Origin of the sequence: Rhodococcus sp. NPDC127593 (assembly GCF_042671975.1) — a bacterium.
Taxonomy (GTDB): Bacteria; Actinomycetota; Actinomycetes; order Mycobacteriales; family Mycobacteriaceae; genus Rhodococcus_F.
In genome coordinates, this window is record NZ_JBHXWI010000017.1 from 153,468 (window position 1) to 168,603 (window position 15,136).

Consider the following 15,136-nt stretch of genomic DNA (forward strand, 5'->3'; position numbering starts at 1 on the left):
CACATTGTCGGTTGTCGCCGCCGGCCTGGGCGAACACAGTGCTTCTATGGCAATTACCGAGGGCACCACCAGCGATGCGACCGCTGCCGAACGCGAGTACGGCGACCGCGTCCTGGCCGTCGAACCGGGCGGAAACGAGTTCATTCCGCACGAGGTCCGCCACGGAACTCCACGCCAACTCTTCTGGACATGGATGTCGCCGAACCTCGAGTTCGCCACGATCTTCATCGGGGTCCTGTCGGTGGCGGTGTTCGGGATGACGTTCTGGCAGGCGACGCTCGGGCTCGTCCTCGGCACGGGTCTCGGGGCCGCCGCGCATTACGTTCTGTCCGCGCGCGGTCCCCTGCACGGCGTTCCGCAGATGGTCCTCGGACGCCTCGGCTTCGGCTATTGGGGCAACGCCCTCCCGTCGGCGTTCATGTCGATCATGTGCGGCGTCGGCTGGTTCGCCACCAACAGCGTCAGCGGCGCATTCGCACTCAACACGCTGACCGGTCTGGCGCCCCTGCCCTCCCTGCTCGTGATCGTCGTCATCCAGACCGTGTTCGCGTTCTTCGGGCACAACCTGGTCCAGGCGTTCGAGCGGTACGCGTTCCCCGTGCTGGCCGTGATCTTCGCGATCACCGCAGCGGTGGTACTCGCGAAGTCGAACCCGGGCGCCCCCGCGGTCGAGGGTGGTGTCGGCGGAATGGGCGGGTTCCTCCTCACCGTCGGAACGGCGTTCGGCTACGCGGCCGGGTGGACGCCGTACGCCGCCGACTACACGCGGTATCTGCCGGCCACCGTGTCGAGGGTCCGCACCGGCTTGTTCGCCGCGGCCGGACTGTTCGTCTCGTGCGTCGCACTGTCGGTCGTCGGCGCCGCCTCCGTGACGATCGGCGCACCGGCATCCGACAACCCGACCGACGCCTTCACCGCGAATCTTCCCTCGGCACTGGCAAACCTGACGCTGCTCGCCATCGCACTCGGTGCGGTCGCCGCCAACGCCCTCAACGTGTATTCCGGGTCGATGGCCTTCGTGACCATCGGGCTGAAGTTGCCGCTGAAGACGCAGCGGGCGGTGGTCACCATGATGTTCGGAATCGTCGGTTTCCTCGTGGCGTGGTGGGCGCTCGCCGACGCCGCCGCGAGCTACGAGGCCTTCCTGCTCATCGTCGCCTACTGGATCGGACCGTGGCTGGGCATCATGTTCGCTGACCAGTATCTGCGCCGCGGACAGCGGATCGACAACCTTCTGTACAACCGTGAGTACAGCAACTGGGGTGGGCTGACTGCCTTCGTGATCGCCCTCGTCGGATCCGTCCTCTTGTTCTCCAACCAGGAGAAGTTCGTCGGCTACGTGGTGCGCGCGGTACCCGAATTCGGCGACATCACGTTCTTCGTCGGCTTCGTGCTGGCCGGAGCGCTCTACCTCGCGATCAACGGTGCGAAGATCTCACGTGGCCAACCTGTTGGCGCACAGGGCAAGTAGCAGCGAACCGTACATCGACGGCGAACCCGGGTCGTATCCGAGCAGCGCCCGGATACGCTCGAGTCGCTGGTACATCGATTGCCGGCCGAGATGCAGCGCCGACGCCGAACTGGTGGCGCTGCACCCGTGCCGAAGATGTACCTCCAGGGTGCGGACCAGGTCGCTCGAATGGGTTCGATCCCACTCCACGAGCGGCGCAATGGTTGTCGCGACCATCCGCTCCCTGACGTCGGGAGGTAGCCGGTCGAGCGCGAGTTCCGGGGCGAGCTCCCGCGTCGTCGTCACCACCCGTCCCGCCAACCACGACCGCCGGGCAGACATCGCGAGGCGCAGTCCCGAGCGGGCGGTGTGCAGCGCGGCCCCGACGTCTCCGGGAGCGAAGTCGCACGGATCGCCGACCACCACCGTCACCCCGTCGGTGATGTTGGACGCCAACGATTCCTGAAAGCAGTCGACGGCAGTCCCCACCGGGTCGACCACGGGTGCGGGGACCGCGATCAGGCCGAACGTGCTCGCGTGCACCTCCGCACGCAGGCACGGCTGCCCGAGTAGTTTGGCGGCCGAATCCAGCAAGCGGGTCGCGATGCGCGAACCCGGCGAGTCGATGGCGACCGCGACCACCCGGTTGCCCGGCGCGGGATGGAACCCCGCCGCGGCGGATCGCACCATGAGGTCGATCTGCCGAACGTCGCTGCGGTCCAGCAGATCCGACACCAGCGCGGCCGCGGCACGCTGGGGACGTCCCGCGAGACTGCCGGAGTAGGTGAGTGCAAGCCCCAGTGACGCCGTGGACCGTTCGAGCAGGGCGCGCAACACGGATGAGTCCATCGCGGAACCGGGGCCGGCCGTCAACGTCCCCCACGCGCCGTCGCGCGAATGGATGGTGGCCGTGACGGTTCCGGCGTCGGCCGCCGCCCAGGCCGCGCGGTCGTCGTCGACGCCGTGCGCCGCGACCAGCGCCCCGCTGCCACTGGTGACGATCAGCGGGCAGCCGCTCGCCTCGCTGATGCGCTCGAGCAATCGGGCCACCCCGTTGCCTGCCGTCAACTCCGCCTCCAGGACGCGGGACAGTTCGTTCTGGGTCCGCAGGGCCGACACCTCGCGGGAGATGATCTCGGTATTGGCGTTCTGGCAGAGTTCGATGAACGGGACCACCGTCCGGAGCGCGATCAGCGGCAGGTCCAGGGCGGCCGCCTCCTCGATCATGTCACCCGGAACGACGTCGAACGTCCGGCCCAGCTCGATCGCCACGCCCGCAACATTGCGTTCCCCGACCTCGCGGAGGTAATGCCTGCGGGTGCCGGGATCCACACCGGACAAACCCAGCCCGGTGGTCAGCAGCAACTCGTCTCCGGACAGCAGCGGGCTGATCTCGTAGATTTCACTGGAATGCACCCAGCGCACCGTGCGGCCGAGCTGCGCCTTCCCGGCCAGAACCTGCGGGTTCGCGCTGCAGAACTGGTTCCGGAGCAACTCGCGCACGGTCAACGACATCGTCGAACCCTCCTCGGGAGGCGGACAGTCTGTACAGGTTAAGGCCCGTTCGTTACCACAGTGTGTCCGTTGTGGTCGCGGCGTCCGAGACGGAAGGTAGAGGCATGTCGATCTCTGTGAACTCTGCGCGGATGGCCCTCGACCCCGAGGAACTGCTGACCGTGGCGATCGCCGAAGCCGAACTCGGCAAACGCGAGGGCGGAATACCGATCGGGGCCGCACTCTTCGCCGGCGACGGAACCCTGCTGGGCAGCGGTCGCAACCGACGGGTCCAGCACGCCGATCCGTCCGTCCACGGTGAGACGGACGCATTCCGCGCCGCGGGGCGCCAGCGTGACTACCGCTCGACGATCATGGTGACGACCCTGTCACCGTGCTGGTACTGCAGCGGCCTGGTCCGGCAGTTCAACATCGGCGCGATCGTCGTGGGGGAGAGCGTCACGTTCACCGGCGGTCACGAATGGCTCCGCGAGAACGGCGTGGACGTGACCGTTCTGCGCGATCAGCACTGCATCGACCTCATGACCGAATTCATCGAGAACCAGCCCGAACTCTGGAACGAAGACATTGGAGTAGCCGAATGACCCCGATCGCCACCGTCGACATCGCGCTCTGGCGGGCGGGCGGACCTGCCGCCGCGGTCGTCGCCCGGGACGTCGACGAGGGACTGCAGCGTGCCGGGTTCCTCCTCGTCCGCGGCCACGGAGTCACCCGCGAACTGGCCGCGGACGTGCGGGCGGCCGCGCGCCGGTTCTTCGCACTCCCCGAACAGGTGAAGGCGCAGTACTCGGCGATCGTGGGCGAACGCGGCTGGATCGGGCCCGGGATGGAGGCCAACGGCTATGCCGAAGGGACCGAGACGCCGCCGGACCTCAAGGAGACGTTCGCGGTCGGGGCCGAGACGCGCACCGGGGATCCCGTCGTCGACGACGTGTGGTTCAAGCCCAACGTGTGGCCCACCGAAGTGGTGGAACTGCGCGACCTACTCACCACCTACACCGAGGCGATGCGCCGGCTCTCCGACGACCTCCTCGCACTGTTCTCGGCGGCACTCGCGCTGCCCGCCAACCCCTTCGACGGACTCGCGGACCGCCCGACGTGGACGTGCAACATCAACCACTACCCGCCGATGTCGTCGGTGGGGGAGCCCGAGCCGGGCCAGTTCCGCATCGGGCCGCACACCGATTTCGGCACCGTCACCGTCCTGGACCGGGAACCCGGCGCAGGCGGACTCCAGGTGTACACCGACGAAGGCGGCTGGGAGGACGCGCCTTACGACCCCGACGCTCTCACCGTCAACATCGGCGACCTCCTCGAGTACTGGAGCGGCAGGCGCTGGCCGTCGGGTCGGCACCGGGTGCTGCCGCCGCAGGCCGACGCCCCCGAAGAAGACCTGGTGTCGCTCATCTACTTCTACGAACTCAACCACGACGCGCAGGTGACACCCCTCGAGCCGCCGATCGGAACCGTCACCGGGCTCGGGCCCGTCACGTCGGCGGACTTCATCAAGACCCGTCTCGACGCGATCACGCTGTAGGCGCCTCCGGCGCCCGTGCGCCTTTCTGGTAGCTGGAGCTACCGAAAAGGCGCACAAGCGCGAAGGGCCTCGTCGGTCAGTTCCAGCCACCGGGTGACGCCGATGTCGTGGAGGAACTGCCGGTCGTGGCTGACCACGATCAGCGCACCGCGGTAGCTGCGGAGAGCCTGCGTGAGGTGCGCGAGACTCGGCAGGTCGAGGTTGTTCGTCGGCTCGTCCATCAGCAGCAGCCGCGGGGCGGGTTCGGCCAGCAGGATGGTCGCGAGCGCGGCCCGCAACCGTTCCCCACCCGACAACGCCGATGCGAGCACGTCGGAATCGTTGCCCCGGAACAGGAACCGGGCCAGCTGGGCGCGGATCTGTTCCTGCGACGCGTGGGGCGCCGCCACGGCCACGTTCTCGGCGACCGTCAGCGACTCGTCGAACACGTCGAGTCGCTGCGGCAGGGCCTTGAACGGAACCCGTGGTCCCGCGGCCACGACGGCGTCGAGCAGGGTAGTCTTCCCGACGCCGTTGCGGCCGACGAGGGCGATCCGCTCGGGACCGACGACGTCCAGCGACACCTGCTGTCCGCTGAGCAGGCTCACGTCCCGGACGGAGACCACCTCCTGGCCTGAGTGCACCTCCGTGGCCGGGAGGTCGATGCGCACCTCGCGGTCGTCCCGCAGGGCACTCTCCGCTTCCGTCAACGACTCCCGCGCTTCGTCGACCTTCGCGATGTGGTTGTTCCGCAGCTTCCCCGCGGATTCCTGTGCCTGACGCTTCCGCAGCCCCATGACGATCTTCGGTTCGCGCTTGTTCTCGAACATCTTCTGCCCGTACCGCTTACGTCGGTCGATCTTGATGCGGGCCTCGACGAGTTCCCGCTTCTGCTTCTGCACGTCGCTGCGGGCATCGCGCACCGCCGCCCGCGCGGTCTCCTGCTCCGCCTCGACGATCTCCCGGTAGGCACTGAAGTTCCCACCGAACATGCGGATTTCGCCACCACGCAGCTCCGCGACGGAATTCATGAGATCGAGGAGGTCGCGGTCGTGGCTGACCACCAGCAGGGTGCCCGGAAACTGTTGCACCACCTCGTAGAGCCTGCTGCGGGACGCGCTGTCGAGATTGTTGGTGGGCTCGTCGAGGAGCAGCACCTCCGGTTCCTGCAACAGTTGCGCGGTGAGGCCGAGCAGCACCGTCTCACCGCCGGACAGGGTGCCGACGGTGCGGTCGAGGTCGGAAGTTCCGGCGAGCACGCGTTCGAGACCGAGGCGGTGCAGGGTCGAGACCGCCCGCTCCTCGATGTCCCAGCGGCCGGTCGCGGCATCGAAATCGTCGGCTGTGCCGTCGCCGGACTCGATGCGGTGCAGCGCCGCCCGGAGGTCGGCGATGCCCAGGATCCGGTCGACTGTCAGCGTGGGATCGAGCGTGATGTCCTGCGGCAGGTACGCCACCTCGCCCTGCGCCGTCACCGACCCGCGGTCGGGGTGCAGGCGCCCGGCGATCAGCCGGAGCAGGGTTGATTTGCCGGAACCGTTGAGACCGACCACGCCGGTGCGTCCGGGACCGAAGACGGCGTCGAGGCCGTCGAAGACAGGTTCGCCGTCGGGCCAGGTGAACGTGAGGTCGGACAGGGACAGATATGACTGGGCCATGGGGTACTCCCGAGGTGTGTGCGGATGAAGACTCGCGTGACTACCTCGTCAGGAGCAATGGACCGTTCCCCTCTGTCTGACGCGCCCGGTGCGCATCGGTGACGTTCACGATAGGACGCCGCCGATGCCCGCGCAATCGAATTAGATCTGGGGACCCTCGGCCCGGAGGTCGTCCACCTTGGCCATGGCTTCGCGGAGTTCGGTGAGCCACTGTTCGCTGTGCTGGCCGGCCAGCCTGACCGTCCACATCAGGGCGTCCGACCGCGACCGCGCCACACCGGCGTCGACGAGCGTGTCGAGAACCTTGCGTTCGGGTTGGCGGAGCCGGGTCATCACCGGAACCGCGAGGTGAGTGAACAGCGTCTTGTGGCCGTCGAGGCTGACGCCCCACGCGACCTTGCGCCCGTATCGCATCTCGGCCTCGTCGGCGATGCGCATCCGATCGCCGCGCGTCGTTTCGCGGAACCGCGAGATGCGCCCGTCGATCGCCGCGTCGGAACCGGAGTCGGCGGACTCGACCGGCGGCAGTTCGCCGACCACGACGATCTCCTCGCGGTCGACCTCGACGGTGGCGGGACCGGTGAACCAGTCGTCGGGAAGACGGCCGGCGAACCAGTCGGTTGCATCGCCGGCGTCGGGGACGTCCGCCTGTTGCCATCCACCGGGCCTGCCGAAACGTCGGCCGCCCGGACCGTGTGCGTTCTTCATGGCGTCCTCCTGGGAGCCGGGTGCCCCGATCGGTGTGATGAAGCACTGATTACATGATTACACCGATTTTTCGAAGCGCGCCACCACGTCAGGCATGATCGAGTTCGTGCGCACCTCAACCGTTCGTCACAGCCCCATCCGTCCCACCTCCACCCGCAAGGCAGTGGCCGGGATCGCGGTCCTCGCGACCGTGCTCTCCGCCTGCGGACTCTTCGGGCCGGACCAGCCCGACACTGTCTCGCAGCAGTTCGCCGACGCCCTGAACAGCGACGACGTGCAGGTCGCCGCCGAACTCACCACCGATCCGGCCGCCGCCACCGCCGCGATCACGGCGATGTACGACGGGCTCGGAAACAAGGACGGAACGTTCACCCGCACCGACGTGCAGGAGTCGGGCGACGACGGCGGCACGTTCACGATGGACGTGTCGTGGCCGTTCGGCCCGGGGCAGGAGTGGAAGTACAGCACCACCGGCAACGCCACCAAGGAAGGGGACGACTGGAAGATCGTCTGGGACCCGGCCGTGCTTGCACCCGGTCTCACCGACGACACCACCGTCCGGTACACCACCACGACCGGGGCGCCGCCGAAGGTCCTCGCCGCGGGTGGGGCACCGATCCTCGAGCAACAGGTCGTGACGCTCGTCAACGTCGATCAGGGTGCGGACACCGCGGCGGTGGCCGCGTTGCTGTCACCCATCGCACCGACGATCACCACCGCCTCGCTCCAGCAGGACCTGGCCGGCGCCCAGGGAAAGCCGGTCACGGCCATCTCGTTGCGCGCCGAGGACCTGGCGCCGATCGAACCGCAGTTGCGGGAACTCGCGGGAGTGACGCTGGCCCCGCAGGCCAGGCTGCTCAGCACCGACAAGGCGCTGGCCTCACCCACCCTGGCGGGCCTCGGCGACCTGTGGCAGGAGGGGCAGGACGCATCCGCCGGCTGGGCGGTGCAGCTGGTCGGCCAGGACGGCGCGGCGAAGGGCATCGCCGGCGAGCAGGGTCCCGCCGCGACCGACATTGCGACGACCCTCGATCTCCCGATGCAGATGGCTGCCGAGCGGGCGCTCGCCGACGTGCCGCAGCAGGCCGCGATCGTCGCGCTGCGACCCTCCACGGGGGAGGTTCTGGCGGTGGCGCAGAACGCCCCGGCCGACGCACTCGGCCCGATCGCGCTGACCGGCCTCTACCCGCCGGGATCCACGTTCAAGACGGTGACGACGTCCGCGGCCCTGCAGGCCGGCGAGGCCACACCGGACACCGTCCTGCCCTGCCCCGGCACCGAGAACATCGAGGGCAGGCAGATCCCCAACGACGACGAATTCGACCTGGGCGCGGTCCCGTTGCACACCGCGTTTGCGCGTTCGTGCAACACCACCATGGGACGGCTGGCGGTCGGGTTACCGCCCGACGCCCTGCAGCAGGCCGCGCTGCAGTTCGGGCTCGGCGTCGACTACGTCACACCCGGGCTGACGACCGTGACGGGCAACGTGCCCGTCGCCGGCAGTCCGGCGGCCCGTGTCGAGTCCGGGATCGGGCAGGGGCAGGTAACCGCGACGCCGTTCGGGATGGCCATGGTGGCCGCCTCCATCGCGAACGGTTCGACGCCGTCGCCTATGATCGTGCAAGGCCAACCGGGAACCGCCGACAAGACGGCGCCCACCGTGCCTGCAAACGTCACCGCGGACCTCCGGACGATGATGCGCGAAACTGTGACGGGCGGTACCGCTACTGCGCTGCAGGACATTCCGGGACTGCTCGGCAAAACGGGAACGGCCGAGTCGGGGAATGGTCCTGCGCACGGCTGGTTCGTCGGAATCAAGGACGACCTAGCATTTGCCGTATTTATAGCAACAGGTGACAGTTCGGCCCCTGCTGTGCAGGCTGCGGGGCGTTTTCTTCGATAAACCCGTTCGCGCGTTGCTGTTCGGGGATAAGTTGTGGCTCAACCGTAACTCCTTCGTAGGCAAATGGTGCTTGTTACGCATGTGACTGAAAGCAAGATGGTGGACATGGGGAATGGACGATCGCTTGGCCGCCGCAACAGATACGTGATCGCCCTGACGTCGGCTGTCGTTCTGGCGGTGATTCTGGCGTCGTGTGTGCTGTCGAAAGAGGAGGCGACCGCGCAGTCGGTCGTCGACGACTTCGTCAACGCGCTGAACGAGGGCGACGCCGCTGCTGCTGCAGCGCAGACCTCGTATCCCAACGCCGCGGAGACGGCGATTCAGCAGATGTTCGACGGTCTGAAACCCGAGGACGCCAAGTTCGACCTGACCCAGTTCATGGATCTCGGCTCGGACTCCGGCTTCTTCACCGTCGGTGCCGCTTGGCATTTCGGTGAGGGCAAAGATTGGACCTACCAGGTTCAGGGCGGTGTGCGGAACCTGTCCGTCGGCTGGCGCATCTCCTGGGATCCGTCGATCCTCGCGCCCGACCTGGGCAACGGGCGTATCGTCCGCTTCGACCGGACGGACGCCGCTCCGCCGCGGGTCTTCGACGCGTTCGGCGGGTTGCTCATGAACGAGCAGACCATCAACTCGGTCACCCTCGATCCCGCCACGATGCCCGATCCCGTCGCGACCACCCGGCGTCTCGCGGAGGTCCTCGAGCCGGTGGCTCCCCTCGTGACGTCCGACACGATGATGGCGGAGATGGCCGAGAAGCCCGGCCAGCAGGTCACCGCCGTGCTGCTGCGCGACCAGGACTACGAGTTCCTCGAGCAGGACCTCGCGATCCCCGGTGTCGTCACCATCAAGACGCCGAAGCTCATCACGTCGGATCGCCGGATCACGACGCCGCTGCTGGATCCGCTGCGGAAGGTGTGGCAGGCCAACCGGGACGCGACGGCCGGCTGGGCCGTCCACCTCGTGGACCCCGACGGCACGCTCATCCCGCAGGCCGGGTTCCAGGGCCCGCCCGGGCCGGATATCGCCGCGACCCTGGACTCCCACCTGCAGTTGGCAGCCGAGGAAGCCGTGGTCAGCGTCGGCACACCCGCGACGATCGTCGCGATCCAGCCGTCCACCGGCGCCGTGCTCGCCGCAGCGCAGAACAACCAGGCAATGGAGCAAGGGCCGATCGCGTTCCAGGGCCTCTACCCCGCCGGATCGAACCTCGACCTGGTGAAGAAGGCCGCCGGACTGCAGAAGGGCGTCGACCCGTCCTCGCTGTCGATCGAGGACATCGAGAAGGCGGGCAATCAACTCGGGCTCGGCATGAACTACAAGATCCCGGGCCTCGACCAGCAGACCGCCGTCTTCACCACCGACCAGTCGGGGATGAACCAGGTGATGAACCGTAAGGACAGCGACCTGCCCGCCGTGACGCCGTTCGGGATGGCCATGCTGGCCGCGTCGATCGCGAGGGGCAGCGCGCCGGCGCCGATGATCGTCCAGGGACAGCCGGGCACCACCGATATGACCGCTCAGCCGCTTCCGGCGAACGTCAACGACCAGCTCCGCGGCATGATGCGCGACAACGTGGTCCGCGGCGGAGCGTCGTTCCTCAACGGCTACCCGGACCTCATGGGCATGAACGGTGCCAGCGGCGACGACCGCTGGTTCTACGGCTCACGCGGCGACCTGGCCTTCGCTGTCTTCGTCGCCGACGCCGACGGTGGCGACCGCGCGGTGAAGATGACCGACATGCTCTTCCGTGAGATGGCGAAGCCAGCGAACTGAAGACACGGAGATGGCGAAGCCAGCGAACTGAAGGGCGGGGCCGTCCGCGCTGAGGGAGTAATTGAGCAAGGGTAAGTTTCTACCTTGTGTCCCTGCTTGATATCGGTCTTCTCGTCGTAGCAGGGTTCTTCGCGGGACTGGTCGGCTTCGTCACCGGCCTGGCGTCCATCGTGTCGTATCCCGCACTCCTCGCCGTCGGTCTGCCGCCGGTGACCGCGAACGTCACCAACACCGTTGCGATGGTGGCTGTCGGCGTCGGCGCCCTGTCCAACTCGGCACGGGAGGTCGCCGATACCGGTCCCAAGCTGTGGCGCTGGGCGCTGTACTCGGCTGCGGGCGGCCTGGTCGGCGCGGGAATCCTGCTGGTGGCCCCGGCGGGGTCGTTCGAAGCGATCGTTCCGTTCATGGTGGCGTTCGCCGCGCTGGCGCTGCTGCTGCAACCCCGGCTCCGCGCGCTGGCGGGCGACCGGGACATGCCACGCACGTACTCGGTGTCGCTGTTCGTCGTCGCCATCTACGGCGGCTACTTCGGCGCGGGCGCCGGCGTGATCTTCCTGGCGATCGCATTGATCCTCACCTCGGAGAAGATCTGGCGCGCGACAATCCTGAAGAGCTTTCTCCTCGGCGTCGCGAACCTGGTGGCGGCGATCGGTTTCGCGGTCTTCGGCCCCGTCCACTGGGGCGCCGCCGCCGCGATGGCGATCGGCGCCCTGGCCGGTGGCTGGTGCGGCCCGCCCGTCGTCAGGCGGATACCACCGTCCGTCCTCCGCGTCGTCATCGCGATCGCGGGATTCGGGTTGGCCGTGTGGTTGTGGGTGCGCTGAGACGACGCTCAGTGCGCCGTCGGTGCCGAAGTGCCGCCCAGCGTCAGTGCACGCCCTTCATCAGACGCCGGATCCACGGTGACCCGATGGCGAGGAGCACGCCGACGGCGATCGAGCCCAGCCCGACCGCGGTGAAGTACGGGACTTCGTTGTTCTCGTCGTAGTAGCCGGCCAGCGTGCCCGCCATGGCGGTGCCCAGGGCAACGGACAGGAAGAACAACGCCACCATCTGGGTGTGGAAGGCCTCGGGCGCCAGCTTGGTCGACAGCGACAGCCCGACCGGGGACAGCAGCAGTTCGGCGAACGTGAACAGCAACAGGATTCCGGCCAGACCCAGCAGCGGTGCGCTGTTCGCGCCGCCACCCGACATCGGGATGAACGCCAGGAACGCGATACCCATGATGACGGTGCCCGCCGCGAACTTGATCGGCGACGACGGCTGGCGGGGTCCGAGCTTCGTCCACGCGGCCGCGAAGACGCCCGCGAAGATGATGATGAAGACCGGGTTGATGGACTGCACCCACGACGGCGGGAACTCCCAGCCGAACAGGTTGCGGTCGAGTCGCTTGTCGGAGTACACCGCGACGGTGGTGAACTGCTGCTGGAACAGCGACCAGAACACCGCGCTGGCGATGAACATCGGGATGAACGCGTAGACGCGACTGCGCTCGACGGCCGTGATGCGGCGGCTCGACAACATGATCGCGAAGTAGCCGATCGCCGCGATGATGGTGAGGCCGACCACGATGTCCGACATGTTGGCCGCGGTGATCACACCGGTCAGGGACAGGGCCGCAATCACCACGACCGCGGCGGCGCCGATCGCGATCCACTTGGGCCGCTGGGCGCGGGGGAGGGGATTGGGCGGTTCCGCCCCGATGCCCCGGAGACGCTTGCGGCCGAGCGTGTACTGGATCAGTCCGAGCGCCATGCCGACTGCGGCGAGCGCGAAGCCGGCGTGGAAGCCGATGGAGTCCTGTGCCCAGCCCGTCAGCAGCGGGCCAACGAGGGCGCCGATGTTGATACCCATGTAGAAGATGGAGAATCCGGCGTCCCGGCGCTCGTCGTGCTCGTCGTACAGGTCACCGACGAGGGAGGTGGCGTTGGCCTTGAGCCCGCCACTACCGAATGCGACGCAGACCAGGCCGATGCCCACACCCCACAGGCCCGGGAACACGGCCAGGGCGATATGGCCGAGCATGACGAGGATGGCGCTGTAGAACAGGGTCCGTTCGGAGCCGAGGAGCCGGTCGGCGATCCACGCGCCGAGGATGGTGGACAGATACACCGTGCCGCCGTAGGCGCCGACGATGCTGGTCGCGGACGATTCGGCGATTCCGAGGCCACCGTCGGCGGCCGAATAGTAGAGGTAGTAGATCAGGATGCCTTGCATCCCGTAGAAGGAGAATCGCTCCCACATCTCGACGCCGAACAGGTTCGCGAGGGCGAACGGCTGGCCGAAGAAGCCGCGGTCGGACCGCTTCTCGTCCCGGGCCGGATCGATGGTGTCACTCATGGGAAAACTGTCTCACCTCGAGCGGAAGTTCGTGTGCCGTCGGGGCGGATTCGCCGGTATCAGGTGGTGGCGCGCGACTTCGTCACGATCTTCGCGACGGCACGCCAGCCGAGGAGGAATACCGCGAGCGCGGTGCCCGCCACGATGACGAAACTGAACGCCGTTCCCTGGCCGCTGACGACGCGCAACAGCATGCCCACCACCAGCGTCGACAGCCACACCACGATGCCCGTCGGGACGATGAGGAACGCGTCGAACTTGTCGCGGTAGAGCGCGACGGTGGCGAGCCAGCCGACCACGAGGCCGGTCAGGAACGGCCACGCCGTGGTGGCCAGACCGGTCAGGGCGTTGGCTTCGTCGTGGCTGCGTCGGCCGATCGCGCAGAACACGATGACGAGCACGACGTCGAGGGCGAGCGCGGGGAGGTACTTCTTCACACGGCCAGCCTAGAGGGGCCGCATTCGCGATGAGATGTGGACTCACGCCAACAGTGGACCGGGAAGAAAATTGTACTCGGTCCAAGTTGGGGTTAGGGTTCGATTCATGGCGACGGACAGCGGATCGGGTCTTCGCGTCTCGAAGAAGCACGAGACGTGGCGGACGCTGCACGCGTGCGCCCTCGACCTGGTGGACACGCGCGGTTACGACGACGTCAGCGTCGAAGAGATCGCGGCGGCGGCGCGCGTGTCCAAGAGCACGCTGTTCAATTATTTCGACTCCAAGGAAGCGCTGCTCTTCGACCCCGGACCTGGAGACCGGGAACGGTGGCAGAAGCTCGCCGACGAGCGTCCCGCCGGGGAACCGATGTGGGTGTCGGTCCGCGAGATCATCCGCGCGAACATCGCCCACAACGCCGCCACCCTCACCGTGCAACGGCGGATTCTGGATGCGGCGCCCCACCTCGCGCAGTCGACGAAGGCCGCCGGCGAGCGATTCCAGCAGTTCGTCCAGGAGTGGGTCGACGCCCGGGTCCGCCCGGACCGGGTCGACCCCCTTTGCAGTGTGCTGCTCGTCAACACGGCGTTCGCGGTACTGCGCACGGCGTATCTGCAGTGGCAGCCCGGCGACGACGCGCAGCGGTTCCTGGGGTTGCTGGATTCGGCTTTCGCGGAGATCGAGGCCGGGGTCCTCGACCTACCCCAGTCGCGGACCGGCGTCGCGTCCCATGAACGTCACTGAAGTGTGGCGCGGGCGCTCGGTACCCAGGACGGCATTGGCGATCGCCGCGGCCGGAGCGCTGGCCGTCGAGGTTCTGGTGTTGAGCCCGTACATCGCGCGAGCGTCGGGCACGTTGCTGCACCCGCGGTGGCGGTGGCTCGTGCTGGCGGTGATCGCCGAGATCGCGTCGATGACGACCTTCGCGCGACTGCAGCGGCAATTGCTCGCGGCCGGCGGTCTCAGGGTGGCACTCCATCGTTCGATCGCACTGACTTTCGCGTCCAACGCACTGTCCGTCACGCTCCCCGCCGGACATCTCGTGTCCGCGGGATTCACGTTTCGGAGGTTGCGCACGTGGGGTGCGAGCACCCCGCTGGTCGCCTGGACGATGCTCGCGTCGGGGATCATCAGCTCGCTGGCGCTCGGGGCCCTCGGAATTCTCGGGGCGACTGTCGGCGTCCGGGCGCACGCCGATCCGCTCACCGTCGGCGGCGAGATCCTGGGAGTCCTCGGCCTCGCATTCGCGATCCGGGAGCTGGTGCGTCGACCGAAACTGCTCGTGCGTGCAGGGGAGCGGGTGCTCGGCTGGGCCAACGCGTTTCTGCAGAGACCCGCGGCGTCGGGCGTCGAACGCGTCCGCGTCCTCGTCGAGCAACTGGCCCTCGTCCGGCCCCGCCCGAGGGACTGGGTGCTCGGGGGTGTGTTCGCGGGACTGAACTGGATCGGCGACCTGCTGTGCCTGGTCGCCGCGTGTCGCGCGGTGGGCGTCACCGACGTCGGGATCGGCCTCGCAATGACGGCCTACGTCGCAGGCATGGCCGCGTCGAGCATCCCCCTGATCCCCGGCGGGATCGGCGTCGTCGACGGCGCCCTGATCGTGGCGTTCGTCGCCGGCGGGCTGGGCACGGACGAGGCGACGGCCGCCGTGATGCTGTACCGGCTGATCAGTCTCGCGCTGATCGGCGCGATCGGGTGGGTAGTGCTGTTCGCCGCTAGATACGCCCGGAGCACGACCGCGCCCCGCCATCCGGGTGGATGACGGGGCGCGTGGTGCGGGTGGGGTCAGGCCTGGAGGCCGGCCTCGATCTCGAGGGTGATGGTGATCTTGTCGC

13 protein-coding genes are annotated in these 15,136 nt (G+C 68.0%); 8 read left to right on the plus strand and 5 right to left on the minus strand.

Annotated elements, in window-relative coordinates; genetic code table 11:
• Positions 1-46: 46 nt before the first annotated feature.
• Positions 47-1,471, plus strand: coding sequence for a purine-cytosine permease family protein (locus tag ACFVJ3_RS17965; protein ID WP_378453302.1), 1,425 nt, complete (start codon positions 47-49; stop codon positions 1,469-1,471).
• Here the strand turns inward: ACFVJ3_RS17965 and ACFVJ3_RS17970 are convergent.
• Positions 1,436-2,965 carry a PucR family transcriptional regulator gene (locus ACFVJ3_RS17970; protein WP_378453303.1) on the minus strand — a complete coding sequence of 510 codons (1,530 nt, stop codon included), beginning with the start codon at positions 2,963-2,965 and terminating at the stop codon, positions 1,436-1,438. The two genes, ACFVJ3_RS17965 and ACFVJ3_RS17970, sit on opposite strands and share 36 nt — an antisense overlap.
• Positions 2,966-3,069: 104 nt before the next feature.
• On the opposite strand from ACFVJ3_RS17970, the gene ACFVJ3_RS17975 reads away from it, so the two are divergent.
• Entirely contained in the window at positions 3,070-3,549 is a 480-nt protein-coding gene (locus ACFVJ3_RS17975; RefSeq protein ID WP_052024015.1) for a nucleoside deaminase, read from the plus strand.
• Complete coding sequence (locus ACFVJ3_RS17980; RefSeq protein WP_378453304.1) at positions 3,546-4,502, plus strand: isopenicillin N synthase family dioxygenase; 957 nt, start codon at positions 3,546-3,548, stop codon at positions 4,500-4,502. The genes ACFVJ3_RS17975 and ACFVJ3_RS17980 overlap by 4 nt, the downstream gene beginning before the upstream one ends.
• A 38-nt stretch (positions 4,503-4,540) precedes the next feature.
• Here ACFVJ3_RS17980 and ACFVJ3_RS17985 read toward each other — a convergent pair whose 3' ends face one another.
• Together ACFVJ3_RS17985 and ACFVJ3_RS17990 are read right to left on the minus strand one after the other, a co-directional pair.
• Complete coding sequence (locus ACFVJ3_RS17985; RefSeq protein ID WP_378453305.1) at positions 4,541-6,139, minus strand: ABC-F family ATP-binding cassette domain-containing protein; 1,599 nt, start codon at positions 6,137-6,139, stop codon at positions 4,541-4,543.
• Positions 6,140-6,280: 141 nt separating this feature from the next.
• Positions 6,281-6,847 carry a hypothetical protein gene (locus ACFVJ3_RS17990; RefSeq protein ID WP_378453306.1) on the minus strand — a complete coding sequence of 189 codons (567 nt, stop codon included), beginning with the start codon at positions 6,845-6,847 and terminating at the stop codon, positions 6,281-6,283.
• A gap of 94 nt (positions 6,848-6,941) precedes the next feature.
• On the opposite strand from ACFVJ3_RS17990, the gene ACFVJ3_RS17995 reads away from it, so the two are divergent.
• The 3 genes from ACFVJ3_RS17995 to ACFVJ3_RS18005 all read left to right on the plus strand — a co-directional run bounded on the left by ACFVJ3_RS17995 (position 6,942) and on the right by ACFVJ3_RS18005 (position 11,350).
• Positions 6,942-8,750 carry a penicillin-binding transpeptidase domain-containing protein gene (locus ACFVJ3_RS17995; RefSeq protein WP_378453307.1) on the plus strand — a complete coding sequence of 603 codons (1,809 nt, stop codon included), beginning with the start codon at positions 6,942-6,944 and terminating at the stop codon, positions 8,748-8,750.
• Between the two features lie 96 nt (positions 8,751-8,846).
• Positions 8,847-10,526, plus strand: a complete 1,680-nt coding sequence (locus tag ACFVJ3_RS18000) for an NTF2-like N-terminal transpeptidase domain-containing protein (RefSeq protein WP_378453319.1) — start codon at positions 8,847-8,849, stop codon at positions 10,524-10,526.
• A gap of 86 nt (positions 10,527-10,612) precedes the next feature.
• Positions 10,613-11,350 (plus strand): sulfite exporter TauE/SafE family protein, encoded by a 738-nt coding sequence (locus ACFVJ3_RS18005; RefSeq protein ID WP_378453308.1) that lies wholly within the window; start codon positions 10,613-10,615, stop codon positions 11,348-11,350.
• Between the two features lie 43 nt (positions 11,351-11,393).
• Here the strand turns inward: ACFVJ3_RS18005 and ACFVJ3_RS18010 are convergent, their stop codons facing one another.
• On the minus strand, positions 11,394-12,866 hold the full coding sequence (locus ACFVJ3_RS18010; RefSeq protein WP_378453309.1) for a peptide MFS transporter: 1,473 nt from the start codon (positions 12,864-12,866) through the stop codon (positions 11,394-11,396).
• Positions 12,867-12,925: 59 nt separating this feature from the next.
• On the minus strand, positions 12,926-13,303 hold the full coding sequence (locus tag ACFVJ3_RS18015; protein WP_378453310.1) for a DUF3054 domain-containing protein: 378 nt from the start codon (positions 13,301-13,303) through the stop codon (positions 12,926-12,928).
• A gap of 106 nt (positions 13,304-13,409) precedes the next feature.
• Between ACFVJ3_RS18015 and ACFVJ3_RS18020 the strand changes: the two genes are divergently transcribed.
• Positions 13,410-14,045: a TetR/AcrR family transcriptional regulator gene (locus ACFVJ3_RS18020; RefSeq protein ID WP_378453311.1), complete on the plus strand. Its 636-nt coding sequence runs from the start codon at positions 13,410-13,412 to the stop codon at positions 14,043-14,045.
• Entirely contained in the window at positions 14,032-15,063 is a 1,032-nt protein-coding gene (locus ACFVJ3_RS18025) for a YbhN family protein (protein WP_378453312.1), read from the plus strand. Before ACFVJ3_RS18020 ends, ACFVJ3_RS18025 begins: the two co-directional genes overlap by 14 nt.
• Positions 15,064-15,136: the final 73 nt, after the last annotated feature.